This is a genomic window from Thalassospira sp., from assembly GCF_030690045.1.
Taxonomy (GTDB): domain Bacteria; phylum Pseudomonadota; class Alphaproteobacteria; order Rhodospirillales; family Thalassospiraceae; genus Thalassospira.
On sequence record NZ_JAUYHK010000022.1, the window covers coordinates 83,193 to 104,101 of the forward strand.

Genomic DNA, 20,909 nt, shown 5'->3' on the forward strand with positions numbered 1-20,909 from the left:
AAAGACAGCGCACCGGACCAAGGAGGAACCCGATCCGGCGCGCCGCCAGTCGGCGAAAACCGTGGCTTACATCGAGGATTCAGCGTCGCTGACGGCTGTTTTCAGCTTGTCGATCCAGCTGGCATCAATCTGCCCGGACAACCATTCGACAACGGCGGGCTGTGCCGTATCGCGGAAGGCCTTCAACTGATCAGCCGTCGGCGTGGTCACTTCCATGCCGGCCTCGGCCAGTTTGGCAACACCTTCGGCAGAATTGAACTGCTGGATCGCGCGGCCCACCGTGGCGGCAATGCCTGCCGCACGGCGCAGCAAGGCCTGATCGCCTTCAGACATGCCTTCATACAAATCATTATTGATCAGGATGAAATCGGTGCCATAAACATGGCGATCCAGCGTCAGATATTTCTGCATTTCATAGAATTTGTTGGCATAGATCACACTGATCGGATTTTCCTGCCCATCCACTGTGCCAGTGGTCAGTGCAGTCGGCACTTCCGGCCACGGAATCGGGGTCGGCTCCCCACCCAGTGCCTTGACCATCTCGACATACAGAGGAACGGTCATCACACGGATTTTAAGACCCTGCATGTCCTTGGGCTCAGCCACGGGACGTTTGGAATTGGTGAAATTGCGGAACCCGGTTTCCCCATAAGCCAGCGTGCGCAAGCCGGTTTTTTCAAGGCAAAGCGCGGCGAGTTCGTCGCCAAATTCACCATCCAGAACTTTCCACGCCACATTGGCCGACGGAAACATATAAGGCACGTCCAGAACGGCCGCCTCGGGGCACAATTGCGAGAACGGACCCGACACCATCGACATGGCAAGCGTGCCATCCTGAGTATTTTGCAAAAGATCGGTTTCACCGCCCAATGACCCTGCCGGGAAAAGTTCAACCGCAATCCGCCCGGCAGATTCGGCCTCGACAATATTTTTGAAAACCTGCGACGCCGCCCCTTTTTTCGAGGTTTGCCATTCTGCCGGATCGACATGGGCAAAATTCAGGGTGATGTCTGCGGCCTGTGCCGGCATGGCAAACGCGGCAACGGCCAGCGATGCTGCCCCCAGCAAGGCAGATTTGGATAAAAGTTTCATTCGTTCCTCCCGATTAAAAAAGTCCGGAATGCCCGGCTGCGTTCGCAACAGCTCTTGTTTGGGCAGGTTTCCTTCTCCGGAATTAGGATAATTTAAAAAATATAGGAGATTTTGTCAAATATACTATTTTATAATCTGACGATGCCCGATTTTTCGGAACGCTTCTTGCCAAAAAACAAAAAAACGGCATCACCCCTCAGGATAATGCCGAAAACAGAAAACAGGTTCGGGTTATGCGCGACCCCGGTGGTGTTACCCGCAATGCCTGTATCATCGCGGGGACAATGAATGTGCGGGCAACACCGGCCAGGATCTTTGGGAACCCCGGGGAGACAAGGTTCCCCATGCCAGAGACAACCATCTGGAAACATATCAGCGAAGGCCATCAATATTTCAATCACAAGCACAGACCGACCGGGTATAAAGGCTTGTGATATCCACACTGTTTCGTGATACGCTGGAGGTTGTTGGTTATCTCCGACCCCATTGATACGCCTCTTCACCCGAGAACGCAGTGAACAGTTTCACATCGACATCGACCGCAACGCCACAGCTTGCCAAAATCGCCTCGCGGATTCTCGCGGGCAGTTTTCTGTTTGAAGACCTTGAACCCGCCCTGCTGACGCAATTATCCGAGTGCGCCACAGTCACCCGGCTTGAAGATGGCGATTTGTTGTTTGAAAAAGGCGACCCGGCCAACGGCCTTTATGCGGTCGAGGCGGGCAAGGTCCGGATTTCCAGCCTGTCGGGGTCCGGCAAGGAAATTGTCCTCAATGTGCTGGCCCCCGGTGCGGTATTTGGCGAAATCGCCCTTCTGGATAATGAACCCCGCACCGCAAGCGCCCGCGCCGTTGGGCCGACACGCCTGTTATTCATATCGCGTGATGCCTTTTTTGATATTTTTGACCGCGAACCGGAATTGCGCCGCCATATCACCGCCCTTCTATGCCGTCGCCTGCGCTGGGTCAGTGCCCTGCTGGAAGATGCCAATTTCCTTGATCTGACCGGGCGCCTTGTCAAACGTCTGTTATGGCTGGCCGAACGTCATGGCGGGCCGGACCCCGATGGCATCCGCATTTCCCTGCCGCTTTCGCAACAGGAACTGGGCTATATGCTCGGCGTCACCCGAGAGGCCGTAAACAAGAAACTGCGCGAATTTGAAAAGCTTGATCTGGTGACGCGCCGCGATGGTCGCCTTGTGATCCGCGACAGCGAGGGGCTGAAAAAACTTCTGGCAGATGCAACCAAAACCTGAACATTCCATATTGTTTGACAGTCTGGTCGCCCGTGAAGAACGGCGCGGCCTGTTTGTTGTGGCCTTTCTGCGCATCGTCATGCTCGCCTTTATCCTGTTGCTGTTCAGCAAACCCGATTTACCGACAGGCGAGCTGTATTCCCTGCTGGAAGTTCTGGGCTGGTTCATTCCCGGCGTTTTTATCCAGATTTTTGTCGCATGGTATGGCCGCAACTGGCGCTGGATGCTCTATATTCTGGCGATTGTCGATGCCGCCCTGATTGTCTATGTCTCGGTCGTGCCAGATCCGCTTAATCCGCTGACGCAACATCCGGCATGGGTTTATGGCTTTGTCGCCCAGGATCGCGGTGTTGTCTTTTCCATGATCATGATGGCATTGGTGATCATGACATTTTCCCCCCGCCTGATCCTGTGGTTCGGATCGTGGCTGGTGATTGCCTGGGGCGTTGGCATTGGCTGGCTGATCGAACGGCCCGGCGTTTTGATTCCCAAACATTTCGGCGATGAATGGAACCCCGATCAGGACGAACTGATCGCCACCTATATGCGGCCTGAATTTCTGGATGTGTCGTCCCTGATCGAACAGGTGATCCTTGTTGTGGTTTTTACCCTAGCCTGTGCGGTGATGGTGTCGCGCCTGCGCCTGTTGATCAAACAGTTTGCCGCGGCCGAACGGGCGCATGGCAATCTGGCGCGCTATTTCCCCGCCGCCCTTGCCGATCAGCTGGCCGACCGTGACGAACCGGTACGAATCGGCGAACGCCGCGATTGTGTGATCCTGTTTGCCGATATTATCGGTTTTTCCGGCTATGCCGAAAACCGCGATCCGCAGGATGTCATGCGCCTTCTCAACAGTTTCCACGGCATCATGACCACCCAGATTGCCGCCTATGGCGGGATTGTCGAAAAATATATCGGCGATGCCATGATGGCGAGTTTCGGGGCATTTGAAGATATCCCCGCCCCGACGGCCAATGCCCTTGCCGCCGCCCAGGCTATGCTGGACCGTATCAGTGAATGGCAGGAAAAGGACGGCCAAAACCGGCCCTTACGCATCGGGGTCGGCCTGCATTTCGGCCCCGCCGTGGTCGGCGATGTCGGCGAGGGCGAGGCCGTTACCCCGGCCGTGATCGGGGCCACCGTCAATCTGGCCAGCCGCCTTGAACGCGCTACCCGCGATCTTGATGCCGAAATTGTGCTCAGTTGCAGTTTCGCCGGGCAACTGGCCCGCGAAATTCCCGCGACACACGCCCTGATGATGGCGTCTTTTGCCGGTCAGGACGACATCCGCGTCAAGGGGTTCAGCACCCCGATCCCGGTCCGCTATCAGGCCCGCCCGCACAGTGCGGCTTCTGCGCTGGGATAACCCGCCCTTGAATGTGCAGACCCGACGACCAAGATAACAAAAGTTACAAAATATTCAGACGTTCCCACCATGATGGTGCAACACGCCGTCCGCATCAGGATCAAAGGAACCGTGATGACCGAAACAACCGGTAGCCAGCCTGCTGATACGCCCACCAGCGTCAGCATCAAAACCCTGTTTGGCCAGCGGGAATTTCAGTGGGACAAGGCGATTTACATGCCCACCGGCCTGACCGGGTTTGAGAATCACAATGTTTTTGCACTGGCGAATTTTCCCGGTGATACCACCGGTTGCTTTAAATTGCTGCAAAGCCTGACCGAACCGGAACTGGCCTTTGTCGTCGCCCCCTATAATGCCGACAGCGGCGTTATCAAGGAAAGCCACATGACGCAAATGTTGTCATCGGTTGCCATTGCACCCGATGATGCTGCCATCCTGTTCATCGTCACCCTGCACAAGGACGAAAATAACGGCGAAGCCATGCGCATGTCGGTCAATCTGCGCGCCCCGATTATCATCGATACCGAACGTCAGGTCGCCTGGCAGCGCACCCTGCCTTATGAAGAATATCCCTATCGCAAAATGCTCGATAGCTGACCGGGGCATCCGATCCTGATATAATTTCACAAAAATATTCCGCCTTGTCCTTTTTGCTGCCATGTTTCCCGGCAAGATTGCAGTCTGAAATTATTGGATTTTCCCGAAGGAAACATAAATGGCATCTTCATTGCGCAATCGCTTGGCCGTCGCCACCCTGCTTGGCGCGTCTTTTCTGGCTTTTCCCGATGTCGCAACCGGGGTCCGTGCCGCCGAAAGCACCGTGACCCTGACCGCAACCGAGCGCAGCAAAATGCGCCTGACGGTGTATCCCGGTAACCTTGCCATGATCACCGAAACCCGCAACGGGGCGCTGGCATCCGGCCTGCAAACCCTGCGCATCGAAGATTTGCCCGCCACCCTGATTGATGATTCCATCCTGATCGGATCAGGAAAGGACGCGCAATTGCGGCTGGTCTCGACCCGTCTGGGTGCGCACCGCATCGACAGTCAAAGCCTGCTGGGTGCGTTTATCGGGCAGGATGTCAAAATCCGCCGCGACAATGATCTGATTGATGCCACCCTTTTGGCCATCAACCATCTTGCCCTTGTGCAAAGCGAGGACGGCGTCGAATATGTCGCCCCCCATGATGTCGTTCTTCCGGCCCTACCCGGCGATGTTCTGGCAAAACCGGCATTCCACGCCACCGTTGAAACGGCGGCGGCCACCGATCATGTGTCGCTGGCCTATCTGATGGGCGGCATCACATGGCAGACCGCCTATGTCGGCCATTACAACAGCGACGCCGGAACCCTGTCCTTTGGCGCGCGTGCCCGCATCACCAACAATAGCGGCGGTGACATCGAAGACGCCGAATTGCGGCTGGTCGCAGGCGACCCCAACCGGGTATCGCCCGCCCCGATGATGAAGGCGGCCCGTGGTGAAATGATGATGTCGGCCATGGCCGACAGCGGCGCACAGGCAGATCGCAGCACCCTTGAAAACCTCCATCTTTATGGCCCGTTTGCCGGGCTGGACATGAAAGATGGCGATGTTGTCACCCTGCCCTTGCTGGAAACCCGCGATCTTGCCGCCACCCGCGAAGTGATTTTTAACGGCAATGGCAATATTTATTACAGTGGCCGCGATTACAGCGAAGATTTCATCCGTCCGCAATTGCGCCTGATTGTCGAAAATGACGGCAGCCCGGACGGGCAAAGCCCGTGGCCCGATGGCGTGATCCGCATTTATGGCGATCACAGCACCGGCACGGCCGAAACCACCACTGCCTTTCTGGGCGAAGACCACATCACCCTGACCCCGGCGGGCCGGAAGGCGACCCTGACCCTTGGACAGGCCAGCAACATCACCGGGTCGCGCAAGGTGGTGGAATATGACCGCAAGCCAGTCCCCAATATGCCCGACCTGATCAAAAGCACCATGAGCTGGACCATCAAAAACAGCGGCCCCCGCACCGAAACCGTCACGATTGACGAAAGCCTGCCGGGCGGCTGGATCATCACCGATGAAACCCACAAACATGAACAGCTTGAAGCCGGTCAGATCCGCTGGAAAATTGAATTGCCCGCAGGCGAAGAAGCCACCCTGCGCTGGTCGGTCAGCAGCGAAAACAGCTGATCCGGGCTTTATCCGAAACACCTTTTTTCCGCGAAAATGATCAGGGACGCAGAAAAAATCTGCGTCCCTGATTCTATCAACCCATTGATTTTCTGTCTCTTTTTGTCGGGCAGCGGCGCGCAGGCAAAGTTTTTTTGCTTTTTTGACAAAATAGTTCTTGATTTGTTCTTTTTGCTGTGACATAACAGCAAAGTCAACGGGACAATTCCGCCCGGACCGAAACCCGCAAGGCTTGATGCCTTGCGGGTTTTTGCGTTTGGGCCAGAGGAAAGATAATGATGATGCAGCGATACATAGACAGACAAGGCGGCGGGCCAGCTCGCAAGATTATGACCGGCGGGTGGAAAAGCCATTACGGTGGCATTGCGCGGGCGGTCTGACCCGGCCATTTGTCAAGACACCCTAATTGCGTCTTGTCTACGGCGTGCAAGGTGGCAATATTTCCTGACAGTTTCGGGCATGCCGGGGACCGTCAGCGGGCTTGCTGGCAAGGCTGGCAGAAGCCCGAAGTTTGTCCGGGTTCCGGGGTCGCAGCAATAGCGGGTTTTGGGCGGGGTTGCGTCTCTGCCGTCACAGCCGCGAAAGCGGGGAGCCGTCTTGTGGCGGGTCCGGTCGTCAGGCCGACAAAAGCCCGAGGTTTGTCCATGCTGTCGGGGCCGACCCGGTTTGCGTGGTCAGGACCGGAAAGACGGGTTTGGTGGGGGTGCCCCTGCTGAGGTCAGGATTTTTTCTGGCTGGCATCGGTAAACGCCATGGCCAATGGCATCAGCAATGCTGCATCGGGCTTGCGTCCGGCCATCGTGCATAACTGGACATAAAACCCGATCAATTTACCCAGCAGGACAAAGGCCGGGTCCTGTTTGCGCCCGGCGAAATCCTGCAAGACCTGCAAGGCATCGCCACAAGACGCAATCGCCTGTTGCAAATGCCCCGCCCCGGCCTGTGCGCGGGCCAGTGCACCCAGCGAATAGCCCAGATCCATCCGGATCGCATCTTGCTGCGTCCGGCTTGCCCCGGCCAGGCGCAATCTTCGGATCGTCACCGCCTCGCTGGCGGCGGCAATCGCCGCCTGCCAGTCTTCCTGATCGGCCAAAAGGGCCGACCGGTTATTCAGACAATGCGAAAGCCCGGCCATCGCCGCATCGGGATGTATCGCATGGTGATGACGGAAAATTCCTTCAGCCTGATCAAACAGGGCAAGGGCCTCGTCCGCATCGGCTTTATCAAGGGCGGTTGCCATTTCCAGCACCAAATGCCCATGCGCCAGCGACCCCGCATCCGAGGCCTCGATTTCCCGAAGACGCGGCAAAAAAGCCGACAATTTCGCAGACATTCATGCCACCTTGTCAAAAACCGGCCCCGACAGACCGGTATCCTTATCAGACGCACCGCAAACAGACTTGTGAAAGCCGTTCACTCGGGGTTAGGGTGCGAACCTAGCTTAACCTGCCCGGAATGACAGTCGCAATCATGATCATGACTTCGGAAACCCTGCGTGCGCTTTATGGAACATGGCGCATCGCCCGTGGCGATGCCGGGGGCTTGGCCTTTTTTGACTATTCCATCCCGGCTTTCTGGCGGTCTTTTTTTGCCGCCGCCATTGTCTTTCCGGCTTTTTTCCTGTTGCGCTGGTCCGATATTGACGCTGCACAGGATGCCTTCCCGACCGGGCGCTATATGGTGGTGGAAACCATATCCTTTGTCATCAAATGGGTCGCCTTTCCGCTGGCGATGTTTCACATTGCCCCGATGATTGACCGCACATCGCGCTATATCGCCTTCATCACGATCTATAACTGGTCCAGCGTCCTGCAAATGGCGGTGTATCTGCTCGCCCTTTTGCTGGGCCTGTTGTTTCCGGGGCTGGGTGCGGGCGGATTTGTGATGATTGCCGTGATCGCCATGCTGGTTTATGGCGGCTATATCACCATGCTGGCCTTGTCCGTGCCGGTTTTGACCGCGGCGGCCATTGTGCTGTTTGATTTTTTGCTGTCGCTGACCATCACCGCGATTGGCATTCGGGTGGCACTTGGCAATTTCTTTTAAAAAAATGAACGATCAGGGAGAAAACAGACAATGAAACCGGTTCTTGCCATTACCCGCCGCCTGCCCGCCGATGTCGAAGCGCGGGCACGGGCCACATACGATGTCCGCCTTAACGAAGGCGATGCGCCGCTGTCACGCGATGATATTCTGGCGCTGTGTCAGGGGGCCGGGGCGGTTCTGGTGTCGGTCGGCGATCCGATTGACGCCCAATTCATTGCCGCCCTGCCCGATACAGTCGGCATTATCGCCAGCTTTTCGGTCGGCACCGATCATATTGATCTTGCGGCCTGTGCCGCCCGCAAGATCATTGTCGGCAATACCCCGGATGTCCTGACCGACGCCACCGCCGATATTGCCCTGTTGCTGATTTTGGGCGCAGCGCGACGTGCCAGCGAAGGCGAAGCCGAAATCCGCACCGCAAGCTGGAGCAGCTGGCGCCCCACCCACATGATGGGCACCCAGGTTTCAGGCAAAAAACTGGGGATTATCGGCATGGGCCGGATCGGGCAGGCCGTTGCCAAACGTGCGCGCGGTTTTGACATGGATATCCATTATTACAACCGCACCCGCCTGTCGGCCGATCTTGAATGTGGTGCAACCTTCCATGACAGCATTGACGGCCTTTTGCCCCATTGCCAGTTTCTGTCGCTGCATTGCCCGTCAACGGCCCAGACCAAAGGCATGGTCGATGCCGGTTTCATTGCCAAATTGCCCGATGGAGCCATCCTTGTGAACACGGCACGCGGCGATATCGTCCGCGACGACGATCTGATTGCGGCCCTGAAATCGGGCAAGCTGATGGCCGCCGGGCTGGATGTCTTTGCCGGTGAACCCAACATCAACCCGGCCTATCGCACCCTGCCCAATACGTTTTTGTTGCCGCATCTGGGATCGGCAACGATTGAAACCCGCAACGCCATGGGCTTTCGCGCCCTTGATAACCTCGATGCCTTTTTCGCCGGGAAAAAGGTGCCGTTTACGGTGTCGGCATAGGAAAGAAACACACCTGAATTTCCTTACGGTGCATCGCCTGCCGGATCGGCGTCATTCTCGTCATCCCCGGCAGGCAGGATGCAGGAAATTTCATGGCCGTCGCGGCTGATTTTCACCCGGCCGCCATGAATTTCCACCACAGCACGCACCATCGCCATGCCCAGCGCCCGCCGGGCCGATGCCGGTTCGCCGTCGCGCAATCCTTCAAACAGCATCGGTTGCGGGGTTTCATCGGTCAGGCCGATGGTAATGTCGATATCCTCGCCGCGCCGACGTGCCACCACCGACACCTCGCTGCCTTCGGGGGCGGTGCGCAACACATTGGTCACCAGAATAAACAGCGCCTGTTTCAAACGCCGCTCGTCCGCCACCATCCAGCCGATATTGCGCGAACAATACAGCCTGAGCGACACATTGAGTTCCGCCAGACGTGCCCGTGTCAGGGCTTCAAGACTGCGCAGCAACCGTCTGGGATCAACGGTATCGAGTTCCAGTGCCACCTGCCCCGATCCCAGTGTCGCCAGATCGCGCATGTCATCAACCAGCGCCAGCATGCTTTGCGCCTCGGCCCGGATGGTTTCGACCGATTGCGCGACATTGCCATGCAGATGCGGGATCAGGCGGTCTGCCTCGCCATTGATATGATCCAGCGGCCGGGTCAGTTCCCGCGACACGGTGGAAATAAAATCCGATTTCATCTGATCGGCGGTGCGCAGCGCCTCGTTACGTTCGCGCAGGGCCCGTTCGACCCGGATGGTATCGGTGACATCGCTGTATGACATCATCACCGCCCCGTCGGGCAATGGCACAATGGCAAAATCCACAATGCTGTTATCGGCGCGTTCAATCCGGCCCGACATCGGTTCATGATTGGTGATGCGCGCCACCATCCGGCTTTTGAAACGGTCCCAGTCATCCCGCGCCATCCAGAATTTTTTGGCGTTTTCAATCACATCGGACAGATGCGGTGCCGATGACAGGAAAACATCATCCAGTTCCCACAAATCGGCAAAGCCATGATTATACAGCCGCAACCGGCCATCGCCGCTGATCACGCCCACCGCTTCATGCAGGTTTTCCAGTGTTTCACGCTGCACCGCAATCAGGGTGTTGTAACTGCTTTCCAGAACCAGCTTGTCGGTGACATCTTCATAGGCATACATCAGCCCGCCAAACGGATGGGGCGAGATAAAGCGCCGCAAGGTCATGCCATTGGGCAGATGCAGCAAATCTTCCTCGGGCTTGATCAGATCAATGAACCGCTGGTTTTCCTGATCGCGGAACTGGCCAAAATCGGTGACTTCGGGCAATTTGCGTTCATCGCGCAACCGCCGCAACACATCATCAAGGGCGGGTTCCGCCCATAACCAGTCCTCGTCCAGCCCCCATAGCGACGCATAGGCGGCGTTAAAGAAAATCAGCCGCTTGTCCCCGCCAAAAATTGCAATCGCCGTGCCCAGATTTTCCAGAACCCCGGCATGGGCGCGGATATGGCGCGACAAATCGGCCTGCAAATCCTCGATCGCGGTGCAATCAATGGCAAAGCCGATCATGCTGCCGGTGTCGCCATCGGGGCCCAGCGGGCGTTCGGTAATCCGCAATAATTTGCGGTCGCCCGCCACCACAATATGATAATCGCGGGTCATCGCCTCGCCACTGCGCAGGGCGGCGGCGGCCAGGGCCCGGCCCTGATCGGGAATAACCCCGATGCCCAGTTCGACCGCCCCACTGATCACCTCGGCAATCGTTGTGGCCTCCACCGATTCGACATAGGCATCATTGCAATCAATCAGCCGCAAATCGCCATCGCGCCGCCACACCGGAAACGGCAGACTGTCGATTAACAGCCGCAACCCCTGCGCCTCGCGCCGCAGGACGGCGGTATCGCCCGCATGATGTTCGCGTTCGCGCGTATGACGGGTTTCATCGCGAAACCACAAGGCATGGGCCAGAACCGTACTTTTGCGATCCTTGCGCGCCGCCCCGCCCATCACATGAAATTTGCGGCCATCCAGCGTCGCAATCCAGATTTCAAACCGTTCATGCCCGGATTTCAGGCCTCGCACCCGGTCTTTCAGGGCTTTGGCATCTTCGTCGCGCAATTGTTCCAGAAGATCGGGAAAGCGCGACTCCGCCGTCAGGTTAAAGGCCCGCAGCAAAGACGGGCTGGCCCCCTCGGCAAAGCCCTTGTGGCTCCAATAATACACCGGGTCCGGCCCGGCATGGAATAACTGGGTAAATTGCGCGGCCAGATCGCCCAGACGCGATTCATGCTGTTCGGCTTCGTCCAGATGACGGCGCATCCGGATTGATAACCGCCAGCCAATTGCCCCTGCAATCACCGCCCCGCCAAAGGCCGCAATCCCGATCACCAGCCATTCCCGGTTGCCCAGCCCGGCCAGAACCGACATCAACCCGCCACTTTCGCCCGTCATGCCTTGTGCCGCTGCCGGGAATGCCGCCAACATCACAATTGGCATCACGACAAACATGGCGGCGCGCCGCCAGAAGGATCGGGCGGGCAGAATACAGTTCCGGAATATGGACAAAACCCCTGTCACCAGCTAGCAACCATTTGCAAAATTATGTTTTTTCCGCGCCACCCGCGCGATTTTTCAGGGCGCTACGCCCCGTCAGTTTCGATGATTTCAAGAAAATCCGCAATGACATAAGGCCTGAATCGGGCTATGTCTGCCGATATATGACCCTTTTAAGAAGCAACCCGGTTTTACGAAAATGAGTGCAAAACCGCAGATGGACCTTTTTAGCGCGCCGCCGGAAAAAAAACCGGCCCCGTCCGTCCGCATCTCTGCGCCTGCACCCCTGCCGCAACCGGCCCGAAGCGATTTGTTCGACAGTGATTTTAACGCCGACGACATTCGCGAATGGAATCAGCTTTTCCCCACGGCGCCGCAATACAGCTATCATTTCAAGCGGGCGCAAATCGGATCGGCCTTTGACCGGCCTTTGCACAAAAAACTGGTGGCTTCGCGCGCCTTTGAACGGCTGCGCGACATCTCGTTTCTGGGGGCCATCGATTATCTGTTTCATCCCAACGGCAAACCGGCCAATATCCGCCATTCGCGCTATGATCACAGCATCGGGGTCGCCCTGCTGTCGCAACATTATTGTCGCCTGAACGGGCTCGATGAAGCCGACCGCGATCTTTTGGGGGCGGCGGCCCTGTTGCATGATATCGGTCATGGCCCGTTTTCCCATACCCTGGAACCGGAATTTGCCCGGCGTTTTAACCTCAATCATCATCAACTGACCGAAAAAATCATCACCGGTGCGGTTGATCTGGATTTGTCTGTCCGGCATTTACTGGAAAAACATGATGTCGATCCGATGGCGGTGATTGCCCTGCTGGCGAAAAAATCGGACCATCCGCATGCGGCCCTGTTTTCCGGCCCGGTCAATATCGATACGCTTGAAGGCATCAGCCGCACCAAAACCTATATCCATCCCCATCATGTCCATTGTCATCCGCGTTTGTTGCTCGAAGCGGCGGTCAAACTGGATGCAGAATCGCTCAAACGGCTGGATAAATTCTGGCAGCTGAAAGAAGACATCTATCGCAATTTCATTTTTGGTCCGATGTGCTTTGCCACCGATCATCTGTGCCGCGAATTTGTCGTCAAAAATGCGCCGGATTTTGCCGCACGGGATTTTTTGCTGGGCGAACCGGCCTTTTTGCGCACCCATCCGGCCTTTCGCAAATTCCTGTTCAGCCTGAAAAACCGCATCGAACTTGAAGGTGTCGCCGATGTCGTCGATGCCGAAGGGATCCGCATCACCGATGCCGCCCCGGATGCCCACACCACCAAAGTCCCCAAACGCGAATTCAATATCGACGCCACCGCCCCCGTCACCTGCTTTGCCGATTTGTCCAGACGCTATTACGAAGAAAAAAACAGCTTTCTGCGCCGGGTGGGCAACCTTGCCGATCCTGCCCAGCAGGCCGCCGCCGCCAGTTTGTTTGACTAGGATCAGGGTGCCCGTGCTGCCAGCAACCATCACCGAAAATCAGGCCTATTCCGCCGCCCGCCTTGCCGAAATGCGCGATGCCCTTGCACGGCATTTGCATGGCGGGGCGTTTTGCGTGGTGGTGACCGGATCATTCGGCCGGCACGAGGCATCGGACCAGTCCGATCTGGATTATTTCCTGATCGGGCGCGAGGCCGACCGCAACCTTGCCCCTTACCGGGATGTTGCCGATATTCTGGGCGCGGCGGTTGCCAAAAAACCGGCCGCCAACGGGCCGTTTTCATCCTATGTCCCGGCCGAGGAACTGGTCAATCGCATCGGACTTGATGGCGATACCAATTCGATCACGACGCGCCGCCTGCTGTTTTTGCTGGAATGTGAATGGCTGTATAATGAAAACGGCAAACGGGCCTTTTTTGATCAGCTGATCGCCAATTATGTCACCGATACCGTCACCAGCGATTCCATTGCCCGGTTTCTGGTCAATGACGTGATCCGCTATTACCGCACCATCAGCGTCGATTTTGAAATCAAAACCCGCGAAGGCCATGCCAAGGCCTGGGCACCACGGCGCCTGAAACTGGTTTTTTCACGGAAGATGCTGTATTTCGGCGGCATTATTGCGGCGGCAGAAACTGCTGGCCTTGATTATGTTGGCAAACGTGCAAAATTGTCGCAATTACTGCAATTGCCACCGATTGACCGTTTGCAGGCCGTCTTTGGCCCCCGCTGCCTTGCGGCCCTTGATCTTTACGATCATTTTCTGGCCCAGCTTAATGACCCCGAGACCCGCACCCGACTGGAAAAAATCGACCCCAATGACCGGCATCACCCGGAAATGCGGTCGCTTCTGGATAACGGCAAACAGTTTTCCCGCGAACTGATCGCACTGCTCAATCATCGCTACGCCCCGGATCATCCGATCCATGAAGCATTGTTGATGTGAAGATACGGCCCCTTTCCGGTCAGAGAGAAAGCGAATCTTTCTTCAGATATTTGCACGAATAGCTTTCAGGCGATGCCCGACCGCAACAATAGCATCAAGTGCGGGTATCAGTTCGGCCCCCAGCGGGGTCAATTCATATTCGGTCGAAGGCGGTGATGTGCGCCGGACATGACGAACCAGAATCCCCCTTTTTTGAAGTTCCGACAGACGGGCTGAAAGCACCTTGGCCGAGATCGGCGGTATGTCGGCACGCAATTCACTGAAACGCCGGGGACCGGCGCGAAGCGACCAGATGACGTTCGGAGCCCAGGCACCGGTAATGACCGACATGCATTCGGTCAACATGCAGGGTTGCGGGGGTTGTGGGCTTTTATTGTGGGTCATTTTGAGGGGCATGGCGCGTTACCAGGTTACTGTCAGGTAATCCATTTTCATTGGTAACCATTGGTTACTTTGTTGTCAATGTAAACTGTCCCTGCCATTTTGACACTTTACCAATCCAGACAAAATGAGAAATCCAATGAAACTCTTCTACAAGCCGGGTGCCTGTTCCCTGGCAAGCCATATTATCTTGCAGGAAACCGGCCAACCCTTCGACATCGAAGCCGTTGACACCGCCACCGGACAAACAGCACAGGGCGCAAATTACCGGAAGATCAACCCCAAGGGCTATGTCCCTGCCCTTCAGCTTGATGACGGACAAATCCTGACCGAGGGCGCGGCAATCCTTCAGTTTCTTGCCGACAGCGCACCTGACGGAACATTTGCGCCGACGATTGCCGCTCTGCCGCGTGCCCGGATGTTTGAACAACTTACTTTCATATCATCCGAATTGCACAAGGCGTTCGGGCCACTTTTTCGCGACGGAACCACAGCGGCCGAAAAAACCGCGGCCCTAAAAAATGTCGGGGTGAAATTCGATCACATCGAAACGAATTTTTCTGACGGTCGTGAATATCTGGTGAATGACTGTTTTTCCATTGCCGATGCGTATCTGTTTGTGGTCGCCAACTGGGCGAATTTCACAGGCATTGATCTGGCAACCTGGCCAAATCTTGCGGCTTTCATGTCCCGCATTGCGATGCGGCCCGCAACACAGGCCGCGATGCGGGCTGAAGGGTTGATCCAATGACACCGACAGATTACAGCGCGATTTCCCGGCTGATGGAGACCTATTTTGAAGGTCTTTATCATGCCGACAGCACGATGCTGCGAGGAATCTTTCACCCTGAACTTTCCTATGTCTGCACCACAGAAGGCGATGAGCTTTATCTCGACCTTGAATCCTATATGGCGCGAATCGACAAACGAGAAGCCCCTGCAAAGCGTGGTGATTTCCGCGATGAAGCTGTTCTTGAAATTTCTTTTGGCAGCGCCCGGCTTGCCCGCGTAATGGCCCGCATGTCGATGATGGGGCGAAATTACCTCGATTTCCTGACTCTGGTGCGTCATGGCGTCGAATGGCGCATCGTAACCAAGGTTTTCGTCTATGTATCCGGGGAGGAACAGGCATGCCCTATGTAAATATCAAAATCACCCGTGAAGGCGGCCCCGATGGCCTTGGCCCAAGCAATGCAGAGAAGCACCAGCTGATCGCCGGTGTCACCGACCTGCTTCAAACCGTACTTGGCAAAGACCCCAAAACGACTTTTGTGGTTATTGATGAAGTGCCACTGGAAAACTGGGGCATTTCAGGACTTCCGGTCAAGACTTTGCGCCAGACGAAATAATCAAACAATATTGCCCCGACCGGCAATCACCTGTTTCTGGTAATGGTCACGGTCCATATCACTGATATCGACCGTGACCTGAACTTCCCGCCCGTCGGCAAGGTCTGACAGCATTTTCACGGCCTGATCCAGAACACACTGCCCCACTGCCTGCTTGACCGCATCGGACCGCCCGGTCAAAAGCCGGACATCGACATGAAACATCGCATGCCGGGCATCGCCATCGCCAATCACCCAATCTTCCAGCCGCGACAACCGGGTTTTAAACGCCCCGACATCCGTCGCGGCAATTTCCGCCAAGGCGTGGTGCAGGGTCAATGCAAAGGGGCGCAGATGATCCCCGACCGGGAGATTGGCGGAATATTCGATCCTGAGTTGCGGCATGTCGGCACCCTTGCTGAAAACAATGCCGTGATCATAGAAAAAGCCGGTCTCTTGCGAAACCGGCTTTTCTCAAAAATCGCGTATCAGAATCGCCTAGTAGCGATAATGATCCGGCTTGAACGGGCCGGTCTGCGGCACGGCGATATAATCGGCCTGTGCCGGGCTCAGCTTCGTCAGCTTGACGCCCAGACGGTCAAGATGCAGGGCGGCAACTTTCTCATCAAGATGTTTCGGCAGGACATAGACCTTGTTTTCGTAATTGCCGGAATTGTTCCACAATTCAAGCTGCGCCAACACCTGATTGGTGAAGGATGCCGACATCACAAAGCTCGGATGGCCGGTCGCACAGCCCAGATTGACCAGACGGCCTTCGGCCAGAACGATCAGGCGTTTGCCATCGGGAAATTCGACTTCGTCCACCTGCGGTTTGACATTGTGCCATTTGTAATTGCGCAACGACCCGATCTGAATTTCAGAATCAAAATGGCCGATATTGCAGACAATCGCCCGGTCTTTCATCAGGCGCATATGGTCCAGCGTGATGATGTCGATATTGCCCGTCGTGGTGACGAAAATGTCGCCATACGGGGCGGCATCTTCCATCGTCGTGACTTCATAGCCTTCCATCGCGGCCTGAAGCGCACAGATCGGATCAATTTCAGTCACCAGAACGCGGGCACCCTGGCTGCGCAGTGATGCGGCCGAACCCTTGCCAACATCGCCATAACCGGCGACCACGGCGATCTTGCCGGCAACCATCACATCGGTCGCCCGTTTGATGCCATCAACCAGCGATTCACGGCAGCCATACAGATTGTCGAATTTCGATTTGGTGACCGAATCATTGACATTGATCGCCGGAACCTTGAGCTGGCCTTTTTTCGCCATTTCATACAGGCGATGCACGCCTGTCGTGGTTTCTTCCGACAGGCCTTTGATATCGGCCAGCATTTCCGGATATTTTTCATGGATCAGCTGCGTCACATCGCCGCCATCATCAAGAATCAGGTTCGGGGTCCAGCCATCCGGCCCCTTGATGGTCTGTTCGATGCACCACCAGAATTCTTCTTCGGTTTCACCCTTCCAGGCGAAAACCGGGATATTGGCGGCGGCCATCGCGGCGGCGGCCTGATCCTGGGTCGAGAAAATGTTGCAGGACGACCAGCGGACCGTCGCGCCCAGCGCGGTCAGGGTTTCAATCAGAACCGCCGTCTGGATCGTCATATGCAGGCAACCGACAATGCGGGCACCCTTCAAAGGCTGCTTGGCGCCAAATTCGCTGCGCAGCGCCATCAGGCCCGGCATTTCGGTTTCAGCAATCGCAATTTCCTTGCGGCCCCAATCGGCCAGCGAAAGGTCTGCGACCTTGTAATCGGTAAAACTGGACATGTCGTCTCCATCATACAAAACAACGCCCTTCCCGCCCCGTCCGGGCAGCAAAAGCGTATTTGAAATCCTGTCGCGGGCGATAATCGCCTCCGCATTCCATCTATATAAAGATATCTTTATATCGACATCAAGTCTTTTCTGCGTTGCGGCGCATTTTAAGACGATGACGGCCCTGCCTCAGACCGACGGATGCGCCGGTAACGGCGTATTCTGGCGATGGGTGATGATGCGGGCGATCTGGGCCAGCGTATCGGGCAAAATCCCCGGCATTACCGCCCCCAGACATAACCGTATCCCGCTTGCCGGGCCATCGGGGTCAACCGCAATCGCCGCAGGCGGGGTGACGATAATGCCAAGGGATGCGGCCGCATGTGCCACATGGTGCGCGGCCTGCCGATCCATCGGCAACCAGACATGAAACCCGTCATGGTTCGGCAAATGCATTGCCGCCCCCAGAATATGCCGGGCCACAGACCGCCGCCGCCCGGCCTCGCGCCGGATTGCACCGCGAATCGAAGACGCCGTGCCATCCGACAACCATTGCCCCATCACCGCACAGGACAATGGCGATACCATCTGACCGGTGGCCCGCAAGGCCGTTTCGGCCTGATCCATCCAGCCCGGCGGCACCGCCAGCCCGCCAATCCGCAGGCCGGGGCTGAGGGTTTTTGACAGGCTGTTGACGTAAAATGTCCGTTCCGGGGCCAGCATGGCAATTGGCGGAAATTCCGCCGCCGCCGTCAGGGCATAAACATCATCTTCGATCACCAGAACATCGTGATGTCGGCATATCCGGGCAATTTCCACCCGCCGGGCATATCCCATCGTCGCGGTCGTCGGATTATGCATGGTCGGCGTGACATACACCGCCACCGGTTGCGACCGGTCTGTCCGCGCCGCCAGCGCCTGTTCCAGCGCATCGGGCATCATGCCCTCGTCATCCATCGCAATCCCCGTCAGCCGGTATCGCGCATGGCGGGCTAGCGCAATCGCACCGGGATAGGTCAGGGCCTCGGTCAAAATCGTCCCGCGCGGCGGGATCGCAACCGAAAAGGCGATATTAAGGGCCTGTTGCGCCCCGCTGCACAGGATCAGATTTTCCGGCCGGACAACCATGCCCAGCCCCTCAAACCAGTATGCCAGCAGGCGGCGATGTTCATCATGTCCCACCGCAGGCGGATACGTGGTGAAAAGCACCGGATCAACCTGCCGCGATATCGTCTCCAGTGTCTGCGCCAGCAAATGTTCGCCCAGCATCGGCGGCGGGGTATTGACACTCAGATCGACACTATCGCCCCGCCGGGCCACCGCCACCGCCACAAAAGTCCCCCGACCCTTGACGCTGCGCACAAGGCCGCGCCGTTCCAGAACAGCATAGGCCTTGGTAACCGTTCCCACCCCGATTCCCAACTGATAGGCCAGATCGCGATGGGCCGGCACCCGTGCCCCCGATGGCAGCCTGCCTTCCAGAATATCATCGGCCAGCGCCATCACCAGCCGGTCGGAGGGGGATGCGGCATTATCGGCAAGGCGGGGCCGCCACGGGGATTGCAATCGCACAACGGGTTCCTTTAATAAGTGTCATGTGACACTATTTCAATTTTCAAAAAGTGTCACATTTTTTATGCTGCCGGATATTCATATCCTGCAAGGGCACATTCCATGACATCGATCCCGCATCCCGAATTGCCGCCCTATCTGCCTGCCCCTGTTGATGACGGGGCCTGCGACCATCTTGTCGGCCTGTCCCTGCCGCCGGTCACACTGACCGGCGCATCGGGCCGTTCTGTTGACATGGCGGGGCTTGGTGGTCTGGTGGTGATGTATCTTTACCCGATGTCTGGCAAGGATGATGCGGGCTTGCCAGACAATTGGGATGCCATTCCCGGTGCCCGTGGATGCACGCCACAATCCTGCGCATTTCGCGACCATCACTGCGACCTTGCCGCATTCGGGGCCACTGTTTTTGGCCTTGCCACCCAGTCCCCGGCGTATCTTGCCGGTGAAATCGCCCGCCTTCATTTGCCCTATGATCTGCTTAGCGATGAAAACCTTGCTTTTCAAAGCGCCCTTTCCCTGCCGCTGTTTGAGGTGAAAGCCGCCGGTCGTCCGGTTTTGCGGCGGGTGACACTGATTTGCCGCGATGCCCGGATCATCAAGGTTTTCTATCCGGTATTTCCCCCCCATCACAGCGCCGCACAGGTTCTCGACTGGCTGGCGACAGACCGGAGCCACCAGCCATGACCCCCCTTGCATATTACGGGCCGGGCATTTTGATCGCCTATGCCACCTTCATCCTTGCCACCATCAGCCCCGGCCCCGCCTTGCTATCGACCATGGGCACAGCAATGGGATCGGGCCGCAAGGCCGGTGTCGCCCTTGGACTGGGCGTTGTCTGCGGTTCCTTTACATGGGGGATGCTGGCCGCCCTTGGCCTGTCTTCCGTGCTGGCGTCATGGCCAGGCGCGCTTGATATCATCCGCATTGCCGGATGCCTTTATTTGCTGTTTCTGGCCTTCAAGGCCTTTCGGTCGGCCACATCCCGGCACGATCCGCTTGCACCGGCCCCGGCCAAGGGCATTTCTGGTCCGGGCGGGCATTTCTTGCGTGGCTGGGGCATTCACCTGACCAATCCCAAGGCCATTCTGGCATGGATTGCCATCATCTCGCTGGGATTGAAACCCGGCGCACCCGTCTGGGTCGTCGCCATTCTTCTGGGCGGGACGATGGCCTTTGCCATCCTGTTTTACACATCGGCGGCCATCGCCTTTTCCACCCCGGTCATGGTCCGTCTTTACAGCCGGGCCCAACGCGGGATCAATGCCGTTCTGGGTCTGTTTTTTGTTTTCGCCGCCATCCGGCTGGTGATCGGATGAATGGAAATATCGCCGTCATCATCGCCGCCCTTGGCATTTATCTGGCCATTGTCATCAGCCCCGGCCCCAGTTTTGCCCTGATATCGCGCATGGCAATGGCCGGTGAAAAACGGGCCGCCTTCGGGGCTGCTTTCGGGCTGGCATCCGGGGCAACAATTTACGCCATTCTGACAATGGTGGGACTTGCCGTCGTCCTCGCCCAAATCGGCTGGCTGGCCCGCACCATCCAGTTGGCGGGCGGTCTTTATCTGATCTGGTTGGGCATTTTGGCATGGCGCGGTGCAAACCGGCCCCTGCCGACCACAGATGCAACGGATGTCTCCAGCTTTGCCCAGGGATGGCGGCACGGCTTTATCATGTGCCTGTCCAATCCCAAGGCCATCGCCTTTTTTATCGGCATTTACGCCGCCGCCATTCCCCCGCAAACCGCCCTTTGGGCAAAAGGCGTCATTCTGGCCGGGGCCTTTGTCATCGAAATCGTCTGGTACGGGTCGGTGGCCATCTTGCTGTCATCCCGCCCTATCCGGGGGCAATATCAGAAGGTCCGTCTGTATTTTGAACGGGCGATGGGTCTGATGCTGGCGGCCTTTGGGGTTCGGCTGTTACTGGACAAATAGGGGTTCCCTCACGCCGGATCGTAAAATCATCGGGCATCATGGCCGCCTCTGG

General features: G+C 57.0%; 22 protein-coding genes. 14 read left to right on the top strand and 8 right to left on the bottom strand.

The window, feature by feature from the left end:
• Window positions 1–66: 66 nt before the first annotated feature.
• On the bottom strand, window positions 67–1,092 hold the full coding sequence (locus tag Q8O73_RS19395; RefSeq protein WP_305559856.1) for a DctP family TRAP transporter solute-binding subunit: 1,026 nt from the start codon (window positions 1,090–1,092) through the stop codon (window positions 67–69).
• A gap of 514 nt (window positions 1,093–1,606) precedes the next feature.
• Here Q8O73_RS19395 and Q8O73_RS19400 point away from each other — a divergent pair.
• The 4 genes from Q8O73_RS19400 to Q8O73_RS19415 all read left to right on the top strand — a co-directional run bounded on the left by Q8O73_RS19400 (window position 1,607) and on the right by Q8O73_RS19415 (window position 5,889).
• Window positions 1,607–2,347: a Crp/Fnr family transcriptional regulator gene (locus Q8O73_RS19400; protein ID WP_305559857.1), complete on the top strand. Its 741-nt coding sequence runs from the start codon at window positions 1,607–1,609 to the stop codon at window positions 2,345–2,347.
• Entirely contained in the window at window positions 2,331–3,713 is a 1,383-nt protein-coding gene (locus Q8O73_RS19405) for an adenylate/guanylate cyclase domain-containing protein (RefSeq protein ID WP_305559858.1), read from the top strand. Before Q8O73_RS19400 ends, Q8O73_RS19405 begins: the two co-directional genes overlap by 17 nt.
• Window positions 3,714–3,827: 114 nt before the next feature.
• Window positions 3,828–4,310, top strand: a complete 483-nt coding sequence (gene fliW / locus Q8O73_RS19410) for a flagellar assembly protein FliW (protein WP_305559859.1) — start codon at window positions 3,828–3,830, stop codon at window positions 4,308–4,310.
• Between the two features lie 118 nt (window positions 4,311–4,428).
• Complete coding sequence (locus tag Q8O73_RS19415) at window positions 4,429–5,889, top strand: DUF4139 domain-containing protein (RefSeq protein WP_305559860.1); 1,461 nt, start codon at window positions 4,429–4,431, stop codon at window positions 5,887–5,889.
• 8 nt (window positions 5,890–5,897) lie between these two features.
• Here Q8O73_RS19415 and Q8O73_RS19420 read toward each other — a convergent pair whose 3' ends face one another.
• Window positions 5,898–6,242: a hypothetical protein gene (locus tag Q8O73_RS19420; RefSeq protein ID WP_305559861.1), complete on the bottom strand. Its 345-nt coding sequence runs from the start codon at window positions 6,240–6,242 to the stop codon at window positions 5,898–5,900.
• A gap of 365 nt (window positions 6,243–6,607) precedes the next feature.
• A complete protein-coding gene (locus tag Q8O73_RS19425) occupies window positions 6,608–7,222 on the bottom strand; it encodes a hypothetical protein (RefSeq protein ID WP_305559862.1) in 615 nt (204 codons plus the stop codon).
• Window positions 7,223–7,359: 137 nt separating this feature from the next.
• On the opposite strand from Q8O73_RS19425, the gene Q8O73_RS19430 reads away from it, so the two are divergent.
• The gene (locus tag Q8O73_RS19430) at window positions 7,360–7,935 is read left to right on the top strand and encodes a hypothetical protein (RefSeq protein WP_305559863.1); all 576 of its coding nucleotides are present in this window, start codon (window positions 7,360–7,362) and stop codon (window positions 7,933–7,935) included.
• A 30-nt stretch (window positions 7,936–7,965) separates the two neighbouring features.
• On the top strand, window positions 7,966–8,928 hold the full coding sequence (locus Q8O73_RS19435) for a D-glycerate dehydrogenase (protein WP_305559864.1): 963 nt from the start codon (window positions 7,966–7,968) through the stop codon (window positions 8,926–8,928).
• A 23-nt stretch (window positions 8,929–8,951) separates the two neighbouring features.
• Here Q8O73_RS19435 and Q8O73_RS19440 read toward each other — a convergent pair whose 3' ends face one another.
• Window positions 8,952–11,420 carry a PAS domain-containing sensor histidine kinase gene (locus tag Q8O73_RS19440; RefSeq protein WP_305559865.1) on the bottom strand — a complete coding sequence of 823 codons (2,469 nt, stop codon included), beginning with the start codon at window positions 11,418–11,420 and terminating at the stop codon, window positions 8,952–8,954.
• Between the two features lie 244 nt (window positions 11,421–11,664).
• On the opposite strand from Q8O73_RS19440, the gene Q8O73_RS19445 reads away from it, so the two are divergent.
• Together Q8O73_RS19445 and Q8O73_RS19450 are read left to right on the top strand one after the other, a co-directional pair.
• Window positions 11,665–12,915, top strand: a complete 1,251-nt coding sequence (locus tag Q8O73_RS19445) for an HD domain-containing protein (RefSeq protein ID WP_305559866.1) — start codon at window positions 11,665–11,667, stop codon at window positions 12,913–12,915.
• A gap of 13 nt (window positions 12,916–12,928) precedes the next feature.
• Window positions 12,929–13,861 (top strand): DUF294 nucleotidyltransferase-like domain-containing protein, encoded by a 933-nt coding sequence (locus tag Q8O73_RS19450; RefSeq protein ID WP_305559867.1) that lies wholly within the window; start codon window positions 12,929–12,931, stop codon window positions 13,859–13,861.
• A 42-nt stretch (window positions 13,862–13,903) separates the two neighbouring features.
• Here the strand turns inward: Q8O73_RS19450 and Q8O73_RS19455 are convergent, their stop codons facing one another.
• Complete coding sequence (locus tag Q8O73_RS19455) at window positions 13,904–14,206, bottom strand: helix-turn-helix domain-containing protein (RefSeq protein WP_305559868.1); 303 nt, start codon at window positions 14,204–14,206, stop codon at window positions 13,904–13,906.
• Between the two features lie 175 nt (window positions 14,207–14,381).
• Between Q8O73_RS19455 and gstA the strand changes: the two genes are divergently transcribed.
• Genes gstA through Q8O73_RS19470 form a run of 3 tightly spaced genes read left to right on the top strand, consistent with a single transcriptional unit; the run spans window position 14,382 to window position 15,591 of the window.
• Window positions 14,382–14,993: a glutathione transferase GstA gene (gene gstA, locus Q8O73_RS19460; protein ID WP_305559869.1), complete on the top strand. Its 612-nt coding sequence runs from the start codon at window positions 14,382–14,384 to the stop codon at window positions 14,991–14,993.
• The gene (locus Q8O73_RS19465) at window positions 14,990–15,385 is read left to right on the top strand and encodes a nuclear transport factor 2 family protein (protein WP_305559870.1); all 396 of its coding nucleotides are present in this window, start codon (window positions 14,990–14,992) and stop codon (window positions 15,383–15,385) included. The genes gstA and Q8O73_RS19465 overlap by 4 nt, the downstream gene beginning before the upstream one ends.
• Window positions 15,373–15,591 carry a 4-oxalocrotonate tautomerase family protein gene (locus Q8O73_RS19470; protein ID WP_305559871.1) on the top strand — a complete coding sequence of 73 codons (219 nt, stop codon included), beginning with the start codon at window positions 15,373–15,375 and terminating at the stop codon, window positions 15,589–15,591. The genes Q8O73_RS19465 and Q8O73_RS19470 overlap by 13 nt, the downstream gene beginning before the upstream one ends.
• Here the strand turns inward: Q8O73_RS19470 and Q8O73_RS19475 are convergent, their stop codons facing one another.
• The 3 genes from Q8O73_RS19475 to Q8O73_RS19485 form a co-directional block, all read right to left on the bottom strand.
• A complete protein-coding gene (locus tag Q8O73_RS19475) occupies window positions 15,592–15,975 on the bottom strand; it encodes a 5-carboxymethyl-2-hydroxymuconate Delta-isomerase (RefSeq protein ID WP_305559872.1) in 384 nt (127 codons plus the stop codon).
• Window positions 15,976–16,068: 93 nt separating this feature from the next.
• A complete protein-coding gene (gene ahcY, locus Q8O73_RS19480) occupies window positions 16,069–17,364 on the bottom strand; it encodes an adenosylhomocysteinase (RefSeq protein ID WP_305559873.1) in 1,296 nt (431 codons plus the stop codon).
• Between the two features lie 177 nt (window positions 17,365–17,541).
• A complete protein-coding gene (locus Q8O73_RS19485; RefSeq protein ID WP_305559874.1) occupies window positions 17,542–18,924 on the bottom strand; it encodes a PLP-dependent aminotransferase family protein in 1,383 nt (460 codons plus the stop codon).
• Window positions 18,925–19,026: 102 nt separating this feature from the next.
• Between Q8O73_RS19485 and Q8O73_RS19490 the strand changes: the two genes are divergently transcribed.
• Genes Q8O73_RS19490 through Q8O73_RS19500 form a run of 3 tightly spaced genes read left to right on the top strand, consistent with a single transcriptional unit; the run spans window position 19,027 to window position 20,857 of the window.
• Window positions 19,027–19,608 carry a peroxiredoxin gene (locus tag Q8O73_RS19490; protein ID WP_305559875.1) on the top strand — a complete coding sequence of 194 codons (582 nt, stop codon included), beginning with the start codon at window positions 19,027–19,029 and terminating at the stop codon, window positions 19,606–19,608.
• Window positions 19,605–20,240 (top strand): LysE family translocator, encoded by a 636-nt coding sequence (locus Q8O73_RS19495; RefSeq protein ID WP_305559876.1) that lies wholly within the window; start codon window positions 19,605–19,607, stop codon window positions 20,238–20,240. The genes Q8O73_RS19490 and Q8O73_RS19495 overlap by 4 nt, the downstream gene beginning before the upstream one ends.
• Complete coding sequence (locus Q8O73_RS19500) at window positions 20,237–20,857, top strand: LysE family translocator (RefSeq protein WP_305559877.1); 621 nt, start codon at window positions 20,237–20,239, stop codon at window positions 20,855–20,857. Before Q8O73_RS19495 ends, Q8O73_RS19500 begins: the two co-directional genes overlap by 4 nt.
• Window positions 20,858–20,909: the final 52 nt, after the last annotated feature.